This is a genomic window from Flavobacterium amniphilum (genome assembly GCF_023634845.1).
GTDB lineage: Bacteria > Bacteroidota > Bacteroidia > Flavobacteriales > Flavobacteriaceae > Flavobacterium > Flavobacterium amniphilum.
In genome coordinates, this window is the sequence record NZ_JAMLJL010000002.1 from 1 (window position 1) to 22,473 (window position 22,473).

The following is a 22,473-nucleotide window of genomic DNA, read 5'->3' on the forward strand; positions in this document are numbered from 1 at the left end:
AATCGGTTACTGACCATTTTCGTGTGATTACGTAATTAGCACTACAGTTGTCGTTTTGACCGGCAAATGTTTCAGTGTAAACCACTTGTACATTTTGGTCACAGTTATCAGTCGCAGTAATCACAGCCGGAGCCGGAACACTGCTACATTGAACCGTTACATCGGCAGGCAACTGACCGTTGAAGGTTGGCGCTGTTGTATCCTGAACGGTAACGATTTGTGTGTGAGTTGTGTTATTGCCTGCACAATCGGTTACTGACCATTTGCGTGTGATTACGTAATTAGCACTACAGTTGTCGTTTTGACCGGCAAATGTTTCAGTGTAAACCACTTGTACATTTTGGTCACAGTTATCAGTCGCAGTTATCACAGCCGGAGCCGGAACACTGCTACATTGAACCGTTACATCGGCAGGCAACTGACCGTTGAAGGTTGGCGCTGTTGTATCCTGAACGGTAACGATTTGTGTGTGAGTTGTGTTATTGCCTGCACAATCGGTTACTGACCATTTGCGTGTGATTACGTAATTAGCACTACAGTTGTCGTTTTGACCGGCAAATGTTTCAGTGTAAACCACTTGTACATTTTGGTCACAGTTATCAGTCGCAGTTATCACAGCCGGAGCCGGAACACTGCTACATTGAACCGTTACATCGGCAGGCAACTGACCGTTGAAGGTTGGCGCTGTTGTATCCTGAACGGTAACGATTTGAGTGTGGGTTCTATTGTTACCTGCACAATCGGTTACTGACCATTTTCGTGTGATTACGTAATTAGCACTACAGTTGTCGTTTTGACCGGAAAATGTTTCAGTGTAAACCACTTGTACATTTTGGTCACAGTTATCAGTCGCAGTAATCACAGCCGGAGCCGGAACACTGCTACATTGAACCGTTACATCGGCAGGCAACTGACCGTTGAAGGTTGGCGCTGTTGTATCGCGTACAGTTATTGTTTGTGATTTTGTAGAAGTATTTCCACAAGCATCTTTGGCAGTCCATGTTCTGATAAGGGTATAACTACTTAAACAATTGCCATTATTTCTGGTCTCAGCAAAAGTCACAACCGGATTTGGATCGCAAGTATCTGTTGCAGTCAGCACGGCTGCTGTCGGGATTGTACTACATTCAACTGTAATGTCTTGTGGAGCATTGCTGAGTACTGGTGCAGTAACATCCTGTACATTTATAACTTGAGTTGCGGTTGAAGTGTTATTACAAGCATCTTTAGCAGTCCAAGTCCGTGTAATTGAATAGGACCCAACGCAATTGCCTTCAGTTCTAACATCATTGTATGTCAAAGTGAATGAACTTCCACAAGCATCTGAAGCAGTGGCTTGTGCAAAAGATGGAGTAGCTGGACAGTTAATGGTTGATGGGCCAGGTAAAGGATTGATTACCGGAGCAGTGATATCCTGAACATTAATGACCTGAGTTGCAGTTGATGTATTGTTACAGGCGTCTTTAGCAGTCCAAGTCCGTGTTATCGAATAGGAACCGGCACAATTTCCGTTAGTTCTTACATCATTGAATGTTAAGGTAAAAGCACTGCCACAGGCATCAGTCGCCGTTGCTTGCGCAAAAACAGGTGTTGCCGGACAATTAATGGTTGATGGTCCTGGTAAGGGATCAATCACCGGTGCTGTTACATCCTGAACATTGATGGTTTGCGAAGCAGTTGCTGTAAAACAGGCATTGCTGGCAGTCCAAGTACGGGTTACTGAATAAGAACCTGCACAATTGCCATTAGTTCTTACATCATTGAATGTTAAACTTGATCCCACACAGCCATTAATAACTGTTGGTGTCGTAAAATTAGGTGTTGCCGGACAATTTATAGTTGACGGTCCCGGTAAGGTAGACAATACCGGAGCACAAGGCACACAGTAGATTGGAGTTGATGGGTCTTGTGATGAGTTTGTACATTGTGAATTTCTATAATCCAATCTGGATGTACTGACTGTCTGATTACCGCATATGTTCGCTTTAGGCGTGACTTGATATTTTAAAGTTATTGTTTCAACATTTAAGAAATCGACATTCCAGTTAATGACCTGACCAGCTTGAGTAAAAGTACCTTTTGAGACACTTATTGAACCTCCAACGATATTAAAATCATTACTGACAGTTTCTTTTTCGAATGGGGTACCGGTTATTTGTGCAGCTACCCAAGATAATTGGGTAAAAATTTGTGTATAAATTCCGGATAAATTAGCACCGCTTTCGGTAAAGTAAGCTCCTCCTGATTGAATGTTGTTTAAACAATATTCTGAATTGCTTTGATCAGTTCCAGAAATACCTCCGAAAAGCCCCACTGAAAATATTTGTGTATTGTAAACTACACTTGAAACTGTGTGGGTTTTAGCATTTGTTGCAGCAGTGATTGCACTTTGGATACAGGTTCCACCAGTTCCACTCGTACATGAAGATCCTCCAGTACCGGTTCTGTTTGCAACACCATCTGTTAGAAGTACAATGCTTCTTGCTGTCGTACAATTGTAAGTACCATTTGCAATTAATTCATTATCAGCTTTAACAATACCATCCTGAATGTTAGTGTTTCCGTTAGCATTTAAACCATCGATAATGGTTAGTAATCCTGCTTTTCCCGATGAAAGGGTTAATCCTTGTCTTAAAGTACCGGTAGTTGCATAGGTTACAATTGCTAACCGGTTAAGGTTAGTAGGGTTATTAGCGGGAAGGAAGAAAGTGTTTACAAAATCGGTAGCAGCATCTTTGGCATAATCCATAGGTGTATTGGTATCTCCACTGATGGTATTACCCATACTTCCGGATACGTCAATTACCAAGACTACTTCCAAAGGCCGTGATACAGGGTTTGCTCCCTGAATTTTCAATTCAACATCAATAATGCTACAAGAATTTGGGTTTTTGATAACCGTTTTTGTAGGCGTTATTGTTTGACCCATTACAAGACAGGGTAACAAAATCAATGCAAAAAGCAAATATGATTTAATTCTGTTTTGTAAATGTATATTGAGAAATAGTAAATATTTTTTCATAGTTCTGTATTTAGAAGATTAAGATCGTTATGAAGTTTACTCTTCAGAAGAATTGATGACCAGTGTATGCAGAACAGTATTTACCTTATAATTAATGCAATTGTTTGATTTAGCGGTAAGCTGTGTGCAAGCCCATTTATTTATTGCCGTACCCTGAGGAACAGTTATATGTGCCAAAAATTTAACAGTTTGCCCTTTTTTTACATCAATTTTACTAATCGGATTTTTGTTTACATCCATGAATTGAGTGGTGACTGTTACATTAGAATTAGTACTTGTGCCATCGACATTTGAGCAATTCGAATTGTAATTTTCGGCAGTGAGAATAAATGAGGTGTCTGTTTTTCCTTTGTTGTTTAAAGTCAGTGTGTAGTAAGTGCCATCTAATGGTGCACTTCTGACGTTTCGGCCTTTAAGAACATCAAATTCTGCTTGACAGAAATTTTGTCCTGATACGCTCCAAGAATTCAGAGCAAGGAGTAAAACCGTAATTAATGTAAACAGCATTTTAACATTAATCAATTCTAACGAATCGTTCAATCTGTAATTAACTGTCATACCTGAATTAACAGTTCTTCCACATGGTTTGTGTTTTGTTTCCATACGCATTTTTTTAGAAGATATCATGCAGTTTGGATTTCACATATAAGAACAGGTATTTAATGTCATGACCATAAGGCAGACATTTTCTCTTGTGAGTTCAATTGCAATGATTTAATTAGTGAGAAATAAGATGATAAGTTTTTGCTGTGGTGTTTAAACTTACCATTATGGAAATTGTTAAATGATTTTAACATTACTAAATTACAATTTAAAATTTACTGCCGATATTTTGTAAGGCATTTATCGATAAAATCATTAATATATTCTATGAATTGACCTATTTATTGTAATTTTAAGAAGATAATTGAAAATAAAAAATAAAAATAATCAGAAGATGAGAGTACTAATCTTGGTCAGACATGCAAAATCAAGTTGGGAATTTGGTTTTGAAGATAAGAAACGGCCTTTGGCTGAAAGAGGAATTTCCGATATTAAAAAAATTGGAAAACAAGTTAAAAAACACCTTCCGGAGCAGTTGACTATTTGGTCAAGTATGGCGGTAAGAGCATCACATACAGCCCGTCTTTTTTGTGAAAACGCCGGTTTGGAAGTTCAAAATATAGTATTCAGGGAGAACTTATATACTTTTAGTGAATCCGAATTGGAGAAAGAGATAAAGAAATGCGAAAATACAGTTCAAAACCTAATTCTTTTTGGACATAATGAGGCTATTACAAATTTTGTCAATAAATTTGGTGATGAATACATTGAGAATGTTCCTACGGCCGGTTTTGTATACCTGCAATTTGAAGAAGATTCCTGGGAAAATATTAACAGAGGAAGAATTATTAAAGCCGTTTTTCCGAAAGACATATAAGTTAAATGCAAGCCATTGAGAATAGATACATTGACCGCGAGAAGAGCTGGTTAGCTTTCAATTTTAGAGTATTACAGGAAGCTGCCGATGAAAGAGTACCGTTATTGGACCGGTTACGTTTCTTAGGTATTTTTTCAAATAATCTGGATGAATTTTTCAGGGTGCGTTATGCGGCGATCCGTAGATTAAGTATTTCAGGTGAAAAAAGCGATAAGATTATTGGTGATATTACACCACAGGATTTAATCAAAGAAATTACCGAGACTGTTATTGAACAGCAATCGGAGAGTTTGCGTATTCTGAGTGTCATTGAGAAGGAGTTGGAAAAAGAAGGGATTTTTATCATCAATGAAACTGAATTAAATAAGGAGCAGAAAAATTTTATCCGTGATTTTTTCATTCAGAAAGTCAGCCCCGAATTAGTTACGATTATCTTAAATGATCTTGAAGAATTTCCATTATTGAAAGATACATCAGGATATCTGGCAATTAAATTGGTTATGAAACCAAAAGAATCATCTTCGATTCTGGAGAAAATTAAATTGAAAAAAGATGTCCGTTATGCGGTTATCGAAATTCCGAAAACCATTAACCGTTTTGTGGTTCTACCCTCTAATTCAGATAAACAGCACATCATATTATTAGATGATGTGATCCGTTATAATTTACATTCGATTTTTAATATTTTCGAATACGAAAGCATCTCGGCACATATGATTAAAATTACACGTGATGCCCAGTTGGAATTGGATAGTGAATTGCACAAAAGTTTTATTGAAAAGATTTCCTCGAGTGTGAAAGACAGACGTTTGGGTGAACCGGTTCGTTTCGTTTATGATCAGTCGATTGATAAAGACACTCTTAAATTTTTCCTCCGGAATATGGGGATTGATTCTAAAGACAGTATCATTCCCGGAGGCCGTTACCACAACCGCCGTGACTATATGGATTTTCCAAATCTTGGACGTTATGATTTATTGTACAAGGTCAATACACCTTTACCGGTTGTAGGTTTAGGAATGGAAGGGAGTATTTTAAAAATGATTGATAAGAAAGATTTTTTAATCAATACGCCGTATCAATCCTATGCTTATATTATTAAATTTTTGCGTGAAGCCGCATTGGATCCACATGTAACAGCTATTAAAATTACGCTTTACCGATTATCTAAAAATTCACAGATCATCAGTTCACTGATTAATGCTGCTAAAAACGGAAAAAAAGTAACCGTTCAAATAGAATTACAGGCACGTTTTGACGAAGCCAGTAATATTTCTTATGCTGAAATGATGCAGACAGAAGGCATTGAATTGATTTTTGGGGTGAAAGGATTGAAAGTACATTGTAAATTGTGTTACATTGACCGGATTGACGATCACGGAAAATTAAAACGTTACGGATTTATTTCAACAGGGAATTTTAATGAAGCTACTGCAAAAGTGTATACCGATGTAACTTTACTGACATCACATCAGCAGATTTTAAAGGATGCTGCCAAAGTTTTTGAATTCTTTCAAATCAATTACAGAGTACACCGATACAAACATTTGATTGTTTCCCCACATTATACCCGTTCCAAATTCATAAAACTGATTGACAGGGAAATTTTGAATGCTTCTTTAGGCAGGCAAGCTTTTATAAAATTGAAAATGAATAGTTTGTCGGATACGAAAATGATCGATAAATTATATGATGCGAGTAGAGCCGGTGTGAAAATACAATTGGTGGTAAGAGGGATTTGTTCTTTAATTCCCGGAGTAAAGGGAATGAGTGAGAATATTGAAGCCATTTCAATTGTGGATGCATATCTTGAACATTCAAGAGTTTATATATTCGGAAATGACGGGAATCCGGAGGTGTTTATATCTTCGGCAGATTTTATGACCCGAAACCTGGATGCAAGGGTAGAAGTTACCTGTCCGATTTATGATGAAAATATTCGGAAGGAAATGATTCAGACTTTTGAAATTGGATGGAAAGGAAACGTAAAAGCAAGATTCCATTCCGAAAAACTGGATAATAAATACAGAATGAGAGGAGATAACCCTATTTTCAGGGCTCAGATGGAAACCTACAATTACTACAGGGATAAAATTGAGGTGGTGACCGAAAACGTATAATCATGGCTATGCCATACAATGTTGCCTTTTAAGGATGATTACGATTAAAAAATATGCCGCAATCGATATTGGTTCCAATGCCATGCGGTTGCTTGTGATGAATATTGTTGAACAGGAAGGAAAAGAACCGCAGTTTAATAAGAGTGCTTTGTTCCGTGTGCCAATCCGTTTAGGACAGGATGCTTTTACGGTTGGTGAAATTTCAGAAGAAAATATCAGTCGCATGGTGGATGCCATGAAAGCTTATAAATTATTGATGGGAGTATATAAAGTTGAACGCTATATGGCGTGCGCAACTTCTGCAATGCGAGAAGCTTACAACGGGAAAGAAGTTGTTGATATCATCAAAAAGAAAGCCGATATCAAGATTGATATTATTGACGGAAAAAAAGAAGCAGCCATTATTGCTGCATCCGATTTACACCATTTTATACGGACCGATGCTACTTATTTATACGTTGATGTAGGTGGCGGCAGTACTGAATTTTCGTTATTCTCTGAAGGAAAAATGATTGCCTCCAAATCGTTTAAAAACGGTACAGTCCGTTTGTTGAATGATATGGTAAACGATGTGGTTTGGGTTGAAATTGAAAAATGGATTAAAAGCAATACAGCCGATTTTGACGATGTGACCATAATAGGTTCCGGTGGAAATATTAATAAGATTTTTAAATTATCAGGTAAAATGCAGGATAAGCCTCTTTCTTATATTTATCTGAATACCCAATATCAATACCTTAATTCACTGACTTATGAGCAACGTATCGCTGAATTGGCTTTGAATACTGACCGCGCCGACGTAATTATCCATGCGTTGCGTATTTACCTGAATGCGATGAAATGGAGTGGTGCCAATAAAATTTATGTTCCGAAGATTGGATTGTCAGACGGAATCGTAAAAGCAATGTATAGCGGAAAAATATAAAGCAGAAAATTTTTTCTGCTTTTTTTATATATCCAAATCGAATGTTTTTCTCAATAAATCCAAGGCCGGATTAATATTTTTCATGTGTTCGTATTTCTCTTCGGCGGTAAAAGCCTTTTTGAGTTCGATGCTTTCGTTGATTTTGATTTCAATCGTGATGTTGTGATTGTGGAGTTTACCACGTAAGTAACCTAATAAGTCATGTTTTTCACCTTCAAAATCAATTTTCGAACTTTCATTTGGTAATTCATGGATGATGGTTTCGCCTTCAAGTTTAGGATCGTTGATCAATAATAAGGATTCAACGATTTTATAACCTTTATTTCCAATACGTTGCGCATATTTAATCCATTGTTCCTGCATTTGTGTTTCGGTGAAAGACTCAGTAGGAAGGTCGTCAAGATTTCTTCTCTGTACAGTATTCAGTTGGGATTCCAATTCCTTTTTAGCACGGATGCTCGATAAGGAAAGTGCGGAAATTCTTTGGCCCGGAACTGATGGCTGTTGATTATCGATTTCAGGTTTTGTATCTGAAACAGCATTCTCGCTAACTGCAGCTTGTACAACGGCTTCGGTTTGTTGTGGACTATTCTCTTTTGGAGTTTCGGTAATTTCTACAGCTTTCGGAGCTTCAGTTTTGGGTTGGGCAACCTCTGTAATTGAATAACCGGAATTTCTGTAGTATGTGGGCGGAATTATAAAGGACTTAGCTTTTTTTTTTCTCCATCAAAAGTGATAGAGGCTAATTGCATCAGACATAATTCGACTAAAAGTCTTTGGTTTTGTGAAACTTTATATTTTAAATCACAGTCATTGGCTAAATCAATTCCCTGTAGTAAGAAATCCTGCGCCGCTTTTTGTGACTGTTCGCTGTATAACTTCTGCGCATGTTCGCCAGCTTCGAGAAGTGTTAAGGTTGCGGGATTTTTACACACCAATAAGTCTCTGAAATACGATGCCAGTCCTGCAATAAAATGATGTCCGTCAAAACCTTTGGCTAAAATATCATTATAGGCCAGAAGTAAATCCGGGATTTTATTTTCAAGGATTAAGTCGGTTACTCTTATATAGTATTCGAAATCAAGTACGTTCAGGTTTTCGGTTACTGCGGCACGTGTTAAGTTGTTCCCGCAATACGAAACCACACGGTCGAAGATCGATAAGGCATCACGCATGGCACCATCGGCTTTTTGGGCAATGATGTGCAAAGCATCATCTTCAAATTGAACTCCTTGGCTTTGTGCAACTTCGGCTAAATGTTCTTTGGCATCTTTAACCGTAATTCTTTTGAAATCAAATATCTGGCAACGTGATAAAATCGTCGGGATGATTTTATGTTTTTCTGTGGTTGCCAAAATGAATATGGCATGACGCGGCGGTTCTTCAAGAGTTTTCAGGAATGCGTTGAAAGCAGCCTGTGACAACATGTGAACCTCGTCGATGATATATACTTTGTATTTTCCTGTTTGCGGTGGTATTCTTACCTGGTCAATCAAGTTACGGATGTCATCAACCGAGTTGTTTGAAGCGGCATCCAACTCAAATACGTTGAATGCGAAGTCTTCATTTGGATCGTCGTAACCTTCCTGATTGATTTTGCGGGCCAAAATACGCGCACAGGTTGTTTTACCGACACCTCTTGGTCCAGTAAATAATAGAGCCTGTGCCAAATGGTTGTTTTCAATTGCATTCAGTAATGTATTGGTAATAGCTTGTTGCCCAACAACATCTTTAAATGTCTGGGGACGGTATTTACGGGCTGATACAATGAATTGTTCCATAGTTTATATTGGATAGCAAATATAGATTTTATATTTATATTTCGGAAAAAGTTATAACGTTAAATGTTATAATGTTTGAAAGTCTTTACTAAGTGTAAAATTATAGCGGCCGTTTTTTTGCAGTAAGGTGCGTACAGATTGCAGTAAGGAGTGTACAGAAAGCAGTAAGGAGTGTACAGAAAGCAGTAAGGAGTGTACAGAAAGCAGTAAGGAGTGTACACAAAGCAGTAAGGAGTGAACACAAAGCAGTAAGGAGTGCACATAAAGCAGTAAGGAGTGAACACAAAGCAGTAAGGAGTGAACACAAAGCAGTAAGGAGTGAACACAAAGCAGTGAGGAGTGTACACAAAGCAGTAAGGAGTGTACACAAAACAGTAAGGAATGTACACAGAGAATTAACAAGATTTTATCGAATAGCAGTCAGATATTTTTTTGTTGAACCATACGGAAACTTTAGAAACCACTTCTTTTACCGTAACAGGATTTAGGCTTTTTGCTCCGGGCATGTGAAATACAGCCTTCTTCAGGAATTATTTTTTATCCTTAATGCTCAGGTCACTCAGGATACGGGCCGCATCATTTTCTGAATTTGCCGCGAAACCGCTAACAAAGACTCCCATCTGTTTATTTTTAAGTGATTTTATACCATATACAGTTGCTTCATCACCAGGATCTGATTCGCCTTCGTAGCGGTAAATATGCACAATTTCGTAATTTTCAGGATGCGCAACTATATCTTTTTCATGAAGGTTAAAGTCGAAGGTAAAACCTTTTGCTTTTAATTCTTCCAATGCTTTGGACACAGTAGCATAATGATACATCTTACTCATAATTATATGTTTTAGGTTACAACATTAGTAAGCATGAATTTACGATAAATAAGCAACTGCGCCGTTACGCTATTTTGTGATTACTTTATAGAATTACAATCCGCCTTTTCTGGCTTTGATGGAAAGTCCTCTCAGGAACCGTGCTGATTCACATTCGGAGTTTGCCGAATATCCGGAAACGAAGACACCTTTTCTTCCGTTTTTAGACCTGATACCGTATACAACAGCTTCATCATCGGCGCTTGAATCTCCTTCATGGCGGTAGATATGGACAATTTCGAAGTTATGGGGTTCAGTTTTAAATTCGCTGTTATCAAGATTAAAATCATCACTGAAGCCTAATTCCTTCAGTTCCTGCAGCGCAACCATTACGCTTCCATAATTATAAGTGTGTGCCATGACCTTTTTTAAAAAACTAAAAGTATAAAGTTACGCTTTTCTATTTTTTTCTGACGAAAATTGTTGTTAAAAATGTTAACAATAAAATGTTTATAATCAACAGAATAAGGGTAAAACTTTTGTTTGATAACAAAGAAGTGTTTTTATCGTTTTTGACTACATTTTCTTCTTTGTACTTTCTTAGAGTTTCCAGGTCTTCAAACCAATTCTTAATATTTTCTGTTTTACGATTCAATATCGCAATTTCAATTCGCAATGAATCCGTTACAGATCGTTTGGTTTTATTAGGTGATAGTACATGATACATAATTGGAATAGGCGGCATGTTTATATTTTCTCCGAAGGTATAGGACGGATTGCAAATGTCCATATCAAGTTTGTTGTTGTTCAGTCTTGAAAATAATATCCAAAGTCCTTTTGTGCTAGGGACTCTGCTGCAATTGTTATCTTCTGAAAAACCTTCAATATATCTCGCTTTGTAGTTTCCTTTGAAAAGCTCAATGATTCTAAACTTGAATTTGCGAGTGATGGAATCCGTTTCGATTAATTCGCCATAAAAGACAATATCAGATGCTTCCAGAGCTTCTCTGAAATTTTCTTTTCTTGTCGACGGAGGACAATCACAACAATACGATATGTTTTGTACTAACAATAAAAGGATTATGACTAGTTTAGTTTTCATAAAATTGCTTTTTACAATATTACATCAAATAAAATCAATTTTTTCCGTTATTAATATCAGTGCAAAAATGTAGGTGATTGCTTTCAATTGTGTATTTTTGCCACGCAGACTGCCTTATCGTCGTCTCGTTGCCAGCAATGAGAGGGAGGAAAGTCCGGACACCACAGAGTAGCATAGCGGGTAATGCCCGCCCGTCGAGAGGCGAGGACAAGTGCAACAGAAAGCAGGTACAGGTAATGCTGTAGTGAAACCAGGTAAACTCTATGCGGTGAAATGCCAAGTATATCAGTATTTAAGGGCTACTCGTCCGTTGCTGAAGGGTAGGCAGCTTGAGTCATGCAGTAATGCATGATCTAGATAAATGATAAGGGCTTCATTTTTTAATGAGGTACAGAATCCGGCTTATAAGTCTGCATTTTTTTTGTATATTCGAGTTTATTGTATTTAATATGAAATTGAATTTAGTTGAGATTCCAAGAGTTAAAACCATTTCGAAAGAAGATTTTTATAAGAATTACGTAAAGAAACAGAAACCCGTTGTGGTAGAGCAGCTTACAGAAGATTGGCCTGCTTACCAAAAGTGGAACTTAGAATATATTAAAGAAGTAGCGGGCGATAAAATTGTTCCCTTGTATGATGACCGTCCGGTATCACACAAAGATGGTTTTAATGAAGCCCATGCCAAAATGAAAATGGCCGACTACATTGATTTATTAAAAAAGGAACCCACAAACTACAGAATATTTCTATATAATTTAATGAACGAGGTACCGGTTTTGAGAGAAGATTTCAAATGGCCGGATATTGGTTTAAGGTTGATCAGGCAATTGCCGATGCTTTTTTTTGGAGGTGAAAATGCCAAAGTCTTCATTCATTATGATATAGATTATTCGAACATTTTACACTTCCATTTTCATGGAGAAAAGCAGTGTATTCTTTTTGATCCTGAGCAAACACCTTATTTATATAAAGTACCCCATTCATTAATTTCAAGGGAGGATATTGATTATGACAACCCTGATTTTGAGAAATTCCCGGCTTTGAAAAAAGCACAGGGTTTAGTATGCAACCTGAAACACGGTGAGATGTTGTATATGCCCGAAGGATATTGGCATTATATGCGTTATGTTACACCAGGTTTTTCAATGAGTTTACGGGCTTTTCCGATGCGAATCAGTAGTTTGGCGAAAGCAGGTTACAATTTATTGATTATGCGCCATTTTGATGTCTTGATGCGAAAATGGAAAGGGCAGGCCTGGATTGATTATAAGAACAGGAAAGCTGTTGAAAACACTAATAAAAGGTTGAAATTAAGCAGTCGGGAATACTAAACAATCCTTATTCCTTAACTTTAAATTCTAAGCCGATATTCCGGATACTTTCTATGGTTATTTTATCATCGTTTGAAAAATATTTCCGTAGACGGCTTATGAAGACATCCATACTTCTGCCTGAAAAAAAATCATCGTTACCCCATATTTCTTCTAAAATTACATTTCTTTTGACAAGTTGGTTTTTGTTTTTAAGTAAGAATAAAATTAATGTAACTTCTTTTTGGGTAAGCCGTTGTATATGATTACTTAGCTTAAGTTCCAGCCGGTTTGGATTGAAAATATATTTACCGATTGTAACTTCATCAGTGGTATTTTGATTTAAGGTTTTTTGGGTACCTCTTTTCAAAATATTGGATAACCTCAATACCAGTTCGTCAGCTTCGAATGGTTTTACCACATAATCATCCGCTCCAAGTTGCAATCCCTTTATTTTGTCTTCTTTCAATTGTCTGGCCGTTAAGAATACAAAAGGGATTTCAGGATTGTAATCAATTATTTTTTCGGCTAATGTGAATCCGTCAATTTTAGGCATCATCACATCAAGGACACAAATATCAAATGTTGATTTTTTGAATGTTTCCAATGCTTCTTCACCGTCTTTGGTCCAAGTGACATTATAATTATAAAGCTCAAGGTATTGCTTTAAAACCGCTGCAAAATCATGATCATCTTCGGCTAATAGTATTTTTTTCATTCTAAAGAGAGTATACAATTATTAATTGAAAGGTATGCTTAAGTTGAAAACAGTTCCTTTTCCTAAATCACCGGCAACAGAAATTTTCCCCTGATGCGCCTTGATTATCTGGTCAACGTAATATAATCCCAGTCCAAGACCTTTCGTGTTGTGTAAATTGCCTTGTTCGACACGGTAAAATTTATCAAAAAGCAAAGAATGTTTATTTACAGGAATCCCAATTCCGTTGTCCTGTATCGTAATATTAAAAAGGTTATCGGCTAGTGCTGTTTCAACAGTTATCGTATTGCATCCGTATTTAACAGCATTTTCAAGTACATTCAAAATAGCAGTGGTTAAATGGAATTTGTCTAATGGCAAAACAGCTTCATTGGTTTTGAAATTGCAAATGACAGTAGTATTGTTATGAGCTAATTTAAAGTCGGAAATTATTGTATTTAAGAATGCATTAACTTCTATTTTTTCTTTTTTTAATTCTAATTCACTAACCCCAAGTGCGCTGGTCATTACCTGGTCGATTAATTGTTGCAACCGGTTGTTTTGGCGTGAAATTGTAGATACAAGATTATCAAAATGTTCTTCATTATCTCGAATCTCTTTCCTTTCCAGAATCTTAGTTGAAATAGATAGGGTAGAAAGAGGTGTTTTTAATTCATGGGTAATATTGTTGATGAAATCAGTTTTAATATCGTTTACCTTTTTTTGTTTGATTAATGCTTTTATCGCAATTATAAAAAGAGTGATCAAGGTAAGTATTGAAAATATGGCAATAAGCAAAATCAGTATCATTCGCTTCAAAATGATAATTTCCCAATCGATTACCGAAACATATAAAGTATCTTCTGTTAGTAGTTTGTAGTCTGAATTTACAGTTGTTCCGCTGGTTGTTCCCACGTAACTTCTAACTAAAAAAGCATTGTCAAGGCTTGCCAGATTTCCATACAATTTATTGTTAATCGATGGTCTTTCAGAATATACAGTGTCTGTTTTTTGTGAATTTCTGAAAATAACAAACTTATTTAAAACAATTGCAAAATCAAGTTTCAGGTTAGGTAATTCGTTTTCGAATTCCTGTTGCAGTTTTCGGGTTAATTCAGCCTTAAAGTTATTTTGCAAAAGTTCCCCTTTAATTTTATGCTGATGCTTTTTGTTTGAAATATAATTTGTCGCCAACTGTTTGTATAACAGGTCTTTTTTATTGAATATGGTAGAATCAATGTCACTGTAATCATTCGTTACTTTGGCAATTTTATTTCTTATTTCCGTATGGAATTGCGCAACTTTATAGTCATAAGCAGTTTTGACCAAATAAAATTGAATCGCTGAAAGTACAACAAGTACTATTACTGAGAATGTTATTAATAGGTTGATTTTTCTTTTCATCATGTCAAAAATAGTGGTTTTCATCATTAAAATAAGACATTAACCCAGCATTAACCCGGCATTAACTTTCAGAATGGAATTTTGAATTCAAATTTGCAGCAATAATTTCAGCTTAAATGAAAAAACTTATTACTGCCATTATGCTTTTAGTTTCTAAAAATTATGCGATTTCCCAGAAAACACCTGAGGACTTTGGTTATAAACAGCTGTCATACAAATATCAAAATGATAAAGTAGACCTAATTATTATTACAAAACCCGAAGACCAAAAGAAAGCAAAGCCATTGTTCCTTTTTTGCCAGGGAAGCTTACCCAGACCAATAGTTATTTATGATGAAAAGGGATTATACGGTACATTACCTTTTAATGAAGTTCATCTTCTGGAAAAATACCACATCGTAATTATTGGTAAACCGGGTATCCCAATTATAGCCAACACCTCTTCATTAGGTAAAAATTTTATGTATTTGAGAGATAAACAAAAAGAGATTCCTCTGAAAGACTATACCGATAAAAACCATTTGGATTATTATGTGTCGAGGAATAACTTCATAGTTAAACAGCTATTTAAAGAGCGTTGGGTTAGTAAATCTGAATTAGTTGTGGCAGGACATTCCGAAGGGAGTACAGTTGCAGCAAAAATGGCATCATTAAATCCTAAAATATCAAGATTGATCTATTCCGGGGGAAATCCATTTGGCAGAATTGCAACTATTTTGAATGAATCGGCCAATAAAAAGGAAGTATTGGATTATTGGGAAACTATAGTTGAAAATTCGAATGTGATCAATTATGATGGAGGCGATACCTATAAAGCAACTTACAGTTTTTCATTACCTCAAAAAGATAACCTGCTTAAATTAAAAATCCCCATTCTGATCACTTATGGTTCTGAAGATGCAGCAGCAATCTACAATGACTTATTTCAGGTTGAAGTAATCCGTGAGCAAAAGAAAAATATTGAATTCATTGCTTATCCTGGTTTAGAGCATAATTTTTTTCCGTTAAATGAAAAATCGGAGCCAATTTATGAAATAGAAAAATGGGACAACATAGCAAACGATTGGTTAATCTGGTTGAATAAAAATTCGAATTAAAACATGAAAAATACATTTGCATTACTGGTTACTCTTTTGATTAGCGCATTTTGTGCTGCACAGAATGAAATTGAACAAGATACCGTCACAAAGAAATTAGAAGAAATTGAAATTAAAGGAAAAGAGAAAGTATTTAAAAATAAGAGCGGGATTACTAAGATAGATGTGGCCAATTCGGTTTTTAAATCGGCGAACAACGTAGTTGATTTACTTTCCAGGTTACCCAATGTTCAGATTAGTCCCGATAAAGAATCTGTTACTGTTGTCGGAAAAGGCAATCCTTTGTTGTATATAGATAATCAAAAAGCATCGATGAATGATTTTAATGCTTTATCTGTTGACGATATAAAAAGTATTGAAATCTTAAAAAATCCGGATTCAAAATACGAAGCCGAAGGAAAAGTTGTAATTCGCATTATACGGAAATGGAGTAAAACTGATCAGTTTAAAGTCGGCGTTTCTGAAACAATGTCTTTTAAAAAACGATTTAATAATTATTTTGGAATTAGTTCAAGTTTCAAAAAAAAGCGATTGGAACTGAAAACCAATTTTAATTATAATGCACTCAACATTTGGGAAAGACATGATATGAGCTATCAGATACCGGAGGCAACCATCAGTTCCAATTATGATGTTGAAGCCTATACCAAAAGGCCTCAGTTTATTATAGGAGGCGGATTGTTTTATAAGATCAATGATGACGATTATTTCTCGTTTAATGCAAATGCCAAACTTCAAAAAGATATTTTTGGAATAAATACGAAGACTTTAAATATTGAAAATCAATCAGAAACAAAGAATGTAACTGCCAGTGATAACGATGATACCAGAAATTTTATTAACTCATATGTGAATTATTCAAAGAAAATAAAATTTATTGATGCACATTTTTTTACAGGGATTCAATATTCTAATTTTTCAAAAAACATGAATACAATAGTTCAGAACAATGAAAATAATTCACAATTCATAGTAACACAAAATAGAAGACAAGAATTTGATGTTTCTGTTTTTTCCGCGAGAACGGACTTTGAGAAAGTATTTAAAAATGAAATGAAATTAGAAATGGGAACTGTTTTTTTGGATGCAGATGCAGAAACCCGTCTGAACGTAATTGATTATGTTAATTCAGAACAAAACAGTTCAGATTATTCTTTTAATGAAATGAACATCTCAGGTTATTCCCAATTATCCGGAAAGGCTAAAAAAATAGAGTATTATGTAGGTTTGAGAATTGAAAATACTGATATAAAAGGTAAATACGATGACAGTACTTTAGCAGTTAAAAAAAACTACACTCATTTCTTTCCAAAATTAGAGATAAGTGTGTCAATTGACAGTTCGAAGTCGTTAATATTGAACTATTCAAAGAGTATTGCAAGACCGAATTATTCTAAAACAAATCAGGGAACGACTTATATCAATCCGTATTTTATTTATAGTAGTAATATCAATTTAAATCCGGCTATTAGTAATGAAATAGGAGCCGGATTTCAATGGAAGGATAAATCAGTTAATGTGATTTATTATAACATCTCAGATCCTGTTTATGCGAATTTCAGTTATAATGATCAAAGTAATATTCTAACATACAATGAGAAGAATTTTAATCAGGCTTCTGGTGTAAATGTAGATTTTACATTGCCTTTTACTTACAAAATATGGACAATGAATAATAATTTAAGTTTTGTTTTGAATAAAATTAAAGATGAGCAGGCGGTTCAAAATGAATCTAAACCCTATCTTTATTATTATTCCAATAATATGTTTACGTTACCAAAAAAATACACAATTTCTATAACAGCATGGGGGATGACCAATCAAAAAGAAGGAGTCTTCAGAATCAACCAACCCAGATTTTTGATGGATGTAGCGATTTCCAAAACTTTTTCTGAAAACTGGGAATGTACTTTAAATTTTAATGATATTTTCAGAAGTAGTATTTACCAGCAAAATTTCACAATAAACAATATTAGCTCAAGAGCTAATTATTTTATGGATGCACGTGAAATTGCATTTGGTGTTAAGTATTCATTTGGAAAGATTACCAAATCTGAATTCAGGGAAAAAGTAATTGATGAAAATGCAAACAGAATTAAGTAGATTAATTCTCATTGAATTCTTCATCATCAATTTCTTCTTCGTCATATTCTTCATCAGATTCGATATCGAGCTCAAAGAAAGAGAAGACAGAACCACCATAATTCTTGGAGAAAGAGAAATTAGGTGAGTTTTCAAGTTTGGTATATTTTGAATGCTCCATGATCAGCATTCCTTCATCTTCCAGTAACTCATTGTCAAAAATCAATTCAACAATTTTTTCAAATTCTTTCTGTTCCATGCCGTAAGGAGGATCAGCAAAAATAATGTCGTAACTGCCTTTGTGTTTTTCCAGAAACTTAAAAACATCACTTTTGATTGCCGTAATGTCCATGTCAAATTCCTTTGCAGTTTTTTTAATGAAAGTTACACAACCCATATCGCCATCAACACTGGTGATGGGTTCGGCACCGCGGGACGCAAATTCGTAACTGATACTTCCGGTTCCTGAAAACAAATCCAAAACCTTTAATTCGGTAAAGTTAAAGTTGTTATTCAGGATATTGAACAATGCTTCCTTACACATATCGGTTGTGGGTCTAACCGGTAAGTTTTTAGGAGGATTGACTCTTCTTCCTTTATATTTTCCTGAGATTATTCGCATCCGTGAATCAGTATAAAATGTTGTAAATAATTTTGTTGTGAAATTTTACGTTCCAAGTCGTTATGTTCAAAAAACAAAGAAACATTGCGTACATATTTATAGGCAATTTTATACACTTCACTTTCTTTTGAAATATTTCCGAAAAGCTTTAGCTGGAACGTTTCCGGATTTAATTGTAACTGTTCAACCGTGAAAAGCAAATAATAAATAAAGTCTTCTTTGGTTTTGTATTCAAACGTATTGAAAAGTACCAATCGTTGATTTTTTATGGCAACCAACTGGAAATTATCGTTTTGGCAATGAATGTAAACCTGTGGTTCATCATTGTTTTTATTTAAATCCAATAGTTTTTTGACCAATATGGAAAATGAATGTTTGTAACTGAAATTTCCGTAAATATCAATCAATGCATTGTTAATGTTCACATATGGAATATAAACATTATTCATTTCGTAATTGGTAATTTCATCATAAGTGATAAAATCGTTTTCAAAAACTTTCACATTGTACTGAAGGTAACTTCCCAAATACTCTTCATCAAACAAAACCTGTGGAACAAAGGTATTCAGGTTGTTGTTGTATAGCACGGTAACATTGTCAAAATCAGCTTGTAAGACGGGAGTGTTTTTAATGAAATCGATAATTAATTTTTCAGTTTCCATCAAATTAACCGATTTACCCAGAGGATAATCACCAAAAGTCTCGATTTTATCTGTCAGTGTATCAACAATGCAAAAAGATATTTCCGATAATGAAATCTGGAGTATTAACCGGCTGTATTTTTTATCGAGAATATTCGTGCTTGACGTGTGCATTTCGGGATTTTGACGTTTGTAGGCAAATCTACAATATTTTTTGGGTTATACGCAAGCGAGTCGGTTTTACTCTGTATCTTTGGAAAATAATATTTCAAGATTACCCAATGAGTTCGCAGCTGTTTTACACTATTTTACGAAAAAGTTTTCCCTTCCAACCCACCTTAAAACAGGATGTCTTTTTCTCAAAAATTGCTGAATTCATTTCCAGTCCGAATAAAAATGAAATTTTCGTATTGAAAGGATATGCAGGAACCGGAAAAACAACGGTAATTTCAACTATTGTCAACAATCTGGGTGAAGTCAAAAAAAAGTATGTATTGCTGGCACCAACCGGAAGAGCAGCGAAAGTAATTGCCAATTATTCCAACAAACCGGCACATACCATCCATAAGAAAATATATTTTCCAAAGAAAGGGAAGGGTGGAGGTGTGAGTTTTACGATGCAAACCAACAAACATACTAATACCATATTCATAGTCGATGAGTCTTCGATGATTTCAGATGCAGATTCCGATTCAAAAATGTATGCTAACGGTTCGTTATTGGATGATTTGATTTCCTATGTGTATTCGGGACAGAATTGCAAGATGATTTTGTTGGGAGACACAGCACAGTTGCCTCCGGTACATTTAGACATTTCGCCTGCTTTGAATACTGATACATTAAGTCTGAATTACGATAAGGAAGTAATTTCCATTGAGCTGGATGAAGTCATGCGTCAGGAAGAAAATTCGGGAATTTTATACAATGCCACCGAATTAAGGGAATTACTGAAAGATTCTTTCATCACTGATTTTCAGTTTAAATTAAAAGGTTTCAAGGATATTGTCCGTTTAACTGACGGCTATGATATCCAGGATGCCATCAATCAGGCGTATAGTAATTATTCGATTGAGGACACTACATTTATTGTCCGTTCCAATAAAAGAGCGAATCAGTATAATCAACAAATCAGGGCTAAAATCTTGGGCAAGGAAAGTGAACTTTCGGCTGGTGATTTTTTAATGGTCGTGAAAAATAATTATTTTTGGCTGAAAGAAACAGACGAGGCCGGATTTATTGCCAATGGTGATATCATTGAGGTTTTGGAAATAAGGAGTATTAAGGAATTATACGGATTTAAGTTTGCAGTAGTAAAAATCCGAATGATCGATTATCCTGATCAGAAACCGTTCGATACCATATTATTGCTGGATACGATTATGAGTGAATCACCTTCATTGACGTATGAAGAATCCAATCAGCTGTATCAGGAAGTGATGAAGGATTATGAGAATGAGACTGCCGCTTACCGAAAGTTTTTAAAGATAAAAGAAAACGAATATTTTAATGCATTACAGGTCAAGTTTTCTTATGCCATTACCTGTCACAAATCGCAGGGAGGCCAATGGAATACGGTATTTATTGAGCAGCCTTATTTACCCAATGGTATTGACCGGGATTATGTGAGGTGGTTGTATACGGCAATTACAAGAGCAAAGGATAAGTTATACTTAATAGGTTTTAAAGACGAGTATTTTACTTAACAGTAATTATAAAAGAAAATTAAAAATAGAGTTTTAAGGAATGAAATTCAAATATATTGTAACAGTAATCATAGTAGTTATTGGCATTCTATCAGTAATACTGTATTCCAGTATTAAAGATGCTGATATTGAATACCGTTATGGAGATTTTGCCAAAATGTACCATCAATTTGATGATTCAAAGAGTTACTTTGTCATTATTGATAAGAACAAAACCGGTTTTCTATTGAAATACGGAGATGTTTTATTGGTAGAAGATCAAAAATGTCTGACACATTTAACCGATTACAGCCCAAGTCAAACCGAAGTTTATCAGTTTGTTCCGGAAGAAACTTTTGATAAGTTTACTCTAAAAGAAGCTGAAGAATTAACGAAAAAGAAAACAACACAGTTAGTTTTTGAGCCAATTAAATTATCTAAATAATAAAATAGAAAAAATGAAAATCATTGCAGTAATTCCAGCCCGCTATGCTTCAACCCGTTTTCCGGCAAAACTGATGCAGGATTTAGGAGGAAAAACAGTTATTTTAAGGACATACGAAGCAGCAATTGCTACCCAATTGTTTGATGATGTTTTTGTGGTAACCGATTCTGATTTGATTTTCAATGAAATAACTTTAAATGGCGGAAAAGCCATTATGAGCATAAAGGAACACGAAAGCGGGAGTGACCGTATTGCCGAAGCCGTTCAAAATATGGATGTTGATGTAGTAATCAATGTGCAGGGAGATGAGCCTTTTATCAATAAAGAGCCTCTGGAAAAAGTAATTGAGGTTTTTAAAAATGATACAGATAAAAAGGTGGATCTGGCTTCCCTGATGTTTGAAATAAAAGACAAGACCGAAATTGAAAACCCTAATAATGTGAAAGTTATTGTGGACCAACAAGATTTTGCATTATATTTTTCGCGTTCGGTAATTCCGTATCCAAGAGAAGAAAATGCAGGAGTGCGTTATATGAAACACATTGGTATTTATGCTTTCAGAAAAGAAGCTTTGATGGATTTTTATACTTTACCGATGTTATCATTGGAAGCTTCGGAGAAACTGGAACAACTCCGTTACCTTGAATATGGAAAACGTATCAGAATGGTTGAAACATCGCATGCAAGTATTGGTATTGATACACCTGAAGATCTTGAAAAAGCCAGAAAATTAGTCTGATTTTTTTGTCTGGAAGTAAAAACTACGGACGAATGTAATATCTGATAACTCATCAAAATTTGTCATTTCGATACCATTTTGGATGATAACATAGTTGACATTCAATTTTGAAAGTTGACTATTTAGAAAATCAATAAATTCCTGATCATTAAAATACTCGTAATCAAATGGCGGTATTCCTCTCAATTCTTCCGGGGCTGATAGTCTTTTGATGCCTATATTACCTTTTACAAAATAAAATTTTCCTTCGGATGAAATTTTAAAATTCAGGTTGCAATTTTTTGGATTAAGACTAAAAGTCTGGTTTTTTTTGAATTTTTCCAGATCTTTTTCTTCCAGAACAATAAGTGACATTGGGCTACGTCTTCTTAAATATCCTGTTTTAGTTTCTTTATTTATCAGAAAGTCTTCAAATTGGATTTGCATTGGTTTCTTTTGGTTTTCCTGTCCAAAAGAAATTGTAGTTAATAATAAAGTATAAAGAGTTACGATTAATTTCATTTTTGCTTTAAAATAAGGAAGGCAAATATATTCAGAGTGACACAAAATGCCAAAATAATGTTATAGTACCTTGT

At 35.2% G+C, this 22,473-nt stretch carries 21 protein-coding genes and 1 other RNA gene; 10 read left to right on the forward strand and 12 right to left on the reverse strand.

The window, feature by feature from the left end; genetic code table 11:
* Together NAT51_RS01800 and NAT51_RS01805 are read right to left on the reverse strand one after the other, a co-directional pair.
* On the reverse strand, positions 1 to 3,022 hold a 3,022-nt coding region (locus tag NAT51_RS01800), incomplete at its 3' end, for an HYR-like domain-containing protein (RefSeq protein WP_250594509.1).
* Between the two features lie 36 nt (positions 3,023 to 3,058).
* Entirely contained in the window at positions 3,059 to 3,625 is a 567-nt protein-coding gene (locus NAT51_RS01805; protein ID WP_250594511.1) for a hypothetical protein, read from the reverse strand.
* Positions 3,626 to 3,959: 334 nt separating this feature from the next.
* On the opposite strand from NAT51_RS01805, the gene NAT51_RS01810 reads away from it, so the two are divergent.
* Genes NAT51_RS01810 through NAT51_RS01820 form a run of 3 tightly spaced genes read left to right on the forward strand, consistent with a single transcriptional unit; the run spans position 3,960 to position 7,487 of the window.
* Complete coding sequence (locus NAT51_RS01810; protein WP_250594513.1) at positions 3,960 to 4,442, forward strand: SixA phosphatase family protein; 483 nt, start codon at positions 3,960 to 3,962, stop codon at positions 4,440 to 4,442.
* A 5-nt stretch (positions 4,443 to 4,447) separates the two neighbouring features.
* Positions 4,448 to 6,562: a polyphosphate kinase 1 gene (gene ppk1 / locus NAT51_RS01815; RefSeq protein WP_250594515.1), complete on the forward strand. Its 2,115-nt coding sequence runs from the start codon at positions 4,448 to 4,450 to the stop codon at positions 6,560 to 6,562.
* Positions 6,563 to 6,596: 34 nt separating this feature from the next.
* Positions 6,597 to 7,487 carry a Ppx/GppA phosphatase family protein gene (locus tag NAT51_RS01820; RefSeq protein ID WP_250594517.1) on the forward strand — a complete coding sequence of 297 codons (891 nt, stop codon included), beginning with the start codon at positions 6,597 to 6,599 and terminating at the stop codon, positions 7,485 to 7,487.
* 24 nt (positions 7,488 to 7,511) lie between these two features.
* Here NAT51_RS01820 and NAT51_RS01825 read toward each other — a convergent pair whose 3' ends face one another.
* The 5 genes from NAT51_RS01825 to NAT51_RS01845 form a co-directional block, all read right to left on the reverse strand.
* The gene (locus NAT51_RS01825) at positions 7,512 to 7,925 is read right to left on the reverse strand and encodes a DNA polymerase III subunit gamma/tau (protein WP_250594519.1); all 414 of its coding nucleotides are present in this window, start codon (positions 7,923 to 7,925) and stop codon (positions 7,512 to 7,514) included.
* Between the two features lie 257 nt (positions 7,926 to 8,182).
* Complete coding sequence (gene dnaX / locus NAT51_RS01830) at positions 8,183 to 9,268, reverse strand: DNA polymerase III subunit gamma/tau (protein ID WP_250594521.1); 1,086 nt, start codon at positions 9,266 to 9,268, stop codon at positions 8,183 to 8,185.
* Positions 9,269 to 9,798: 530 nt separating this feature from the next.
* Positions 9,799 to 10,098 carry a hypothetical protein gene (locus tag NAT51_RS01835; RefSeq protein ID WP_250594523.1) on the reverse strand — a complete coding sequence of 100 codons (300 nt, stop codon included), beginning with the start codon at positions 10,096 to 10,098 and terminating at the stop codon, positions 9,799 to 9,801.
* Between the two features lie 93 nt (positions 10,099 to 10,191).
* The gene (locus NAT51_RS01840) at positions 10,192 to 10,497 is read right to left on the reverse strand and encodes a hypothetical protein (protein ID WP_250594525.1); all 306 of its coding nucleotides are present in this window, start codon (positions 10,495 to 10,497) and stop codon (positions 10,192 to 10,194) included.
* Between the two features lie 40 nt (positions 10,498 to 10,537).
* On the reverse strand, positions 10,538 to 11,179 hold the full coding sequence (locus NAT51_RS01845) for a hypothetical protein (RefSeq protein WP_250594527.1): 642 nt from the start codon (positions 11,177 to 11,179) through the stop codon (positions 10,538 to 10,540).
* A 101-nt stretch (positions 11,180 to 11,280) separates the two neighbouring features.
* Here NAT51_RS01845 and rnpB point away from each other — a divergent pair.
* Positions 11,281 to 11,600: RNase P RNA component class A (rnpB, locus tag NAT51_RS01850), an RNA gene on the forward strand.
* Positions 11,601 to 11,628: 28 nt separating this feature from the next.
* Positions 11,629 to 12,510: a cupin-like domain-containing protein gene (locus tag NAT51_RS01855; protein WP_250594529.1), complete on the forward strand. Its 882-nt coding sequence runs from the start codon at positions 11,629 to 11,631 to the stop codon at positions 12,508 to 12,510.
* A 7-nt stretch (positions 12,511 to 12,517) separates the two neighbouring features.
* On the opposite strand, the gene NAT51_RS01860 is transcribed toward NAT51_RS01855, so the two are convergent.
* Positions 12,518 to 13,207, reverse strand: a complete 690-nt coding sequence (locus tag NAT51_RS01860) for a response regulator transcription factor (protein ID WP_250594531.1) — start codon at positions 13,205 to 13,207, stop codon at positions 12,518 to 12,520.
* Positions 13,208 to 13,228: 21 nt separating this feature from the next.
* Positions 13,229 to 14,617, reverse strand: a complete 1,389-nt coding sequence (locus NAT51_RS01865) for a sensor histidine kinase (protein ID WP_250594533.1) — start codon at positions 14,615 to 14,617, stop codon at positions 13,229 to 13,231.
* A gap of 89 nt (positions 14,618 to 14,706) precedes the next feature.
* On the opposite strand from NAT51_RS01865, the gene NAT51_RS01870 reads away from it, so the two are divergent.
* Together NAT51_RS01870 and NAT51_RS01875 are read left to right on the forward strand one after the other, a co-directional pair.
* A complete protein-coding gene (locus NAT51_RS01870; protein ID WP_250594535.1) occupies positions 14,707 to 15,687 on the forward strand; it encodes a dienelactone hydrolase family protein in 981 nt (326 codons plus the stop codon).
* A gap of 3 nt (positions 15,688 to 15,690) precedes the next feature.
* Complete coding sequence (locus NAT51_RS01875) at positions 15,691 to 17,790, forward strand: outer membrane beta-barrel family protein (protein WP_250594537.1); 2,100 nt, start codon at positions 15,691 to 15,693, stop codon at positions 17,788 to 17,790.
* Position 17,791: 1 nt separating this feature from the next.
* Here the strand turns inward: NAT51_RS01875 and rsmD are convergent, their stop codons facing one another.
* On the reverse strand, positions 17,792 to 18,391 hold the full coding sequence (gene rsmD / locus NAT51_RS01880; RefSeq protein WP_250594539.1) for a 16S rRNA (guanine(966)-N(2))-methyltransferase RsmD: 600 nt from the start codon (positions 18,389 to 18,391) through the stop codon (positions 17,792 to 17,794).
* Positions 18,382 to 19,206, reverse strand: coding sequence for a DUF3822 family protein (locus NAT51_RS01885; protein ID WP_250594541.1), 825 nt, complete (start codon positions 19,204 to 19,206; stop codon positions 18,382 to 18,384). The genes rsmD and NAT51_RS01885 overlap by 10 nt, the downstream gene beginning before the upstream one ends.
* A 107-nt stretch (positions 19,207 to 19,313) precedes the next feature.
* On the opposite strand from NAT51_RS01885, the gene NAT51_RS01890 reads away from it, so the two are divergent.
* The 3 genes from NAT51_RS01890 to kdsB are packed head-to-tail and all read left to right on the forward strand — an operon-like array spanning position 19,314 to position 21,898.
* Positions 19,314 to 20,735: an ATP-dependent DNA helicase gene (locus NAT51_RS01890; protein WP_250594543.1), complete on the forward strand. Its 1,422-nt coding sequence runs from the start codon at positions 19,314 to 19,316 to the stop codon at positions 20,733 to 20,735.
* Between the two features lie 40 nt (positions 20,736 to 20,775).
* Positions 20,776 to 21,159, forward strand: a complete 384-nt coding sequence (locus NAT51_RS01895) for a hypothetical protein (RefSeq protein WP_250594545.1) — start codon at positions 20,776 to 20,778, stop codon at positions 21,157 to 21,159.
* A 13-nt stretch (positions 21,160 to 21,172) separates the two neighbouring features.
* Positions 21,173 to 21,898: a 3-deoxy-manno-octulosonate cytidylyltransferase gene (kdsB, locus tag NAT51_RS01900; protein WP_250594547.1), complete on the forward strand. Its 726-nt coding sequence runs from the start codon at positions 21,173 to 21,175 to the stop codon at positions 21,896 to 21,898.
* Here the strand turns inward: kdsB and NAT51_RS01905 are convergent.
* Positions 21,890 to 22,399, reverse strand: coding sequence for a hypothetical protein (locus NAT51_RS01905; protein ID WP_250594549.1), 510 nt, complete (start codon positions 22,397 to 22,399; stop codon positions 21,890 to 21,892). The genes kdsB and NAT51_RS01905 overlap by 9 nt on opposite strands.
* Between the last annotated feature and the right edge of the window lie 74 nt (positions 22,400 to 22,473).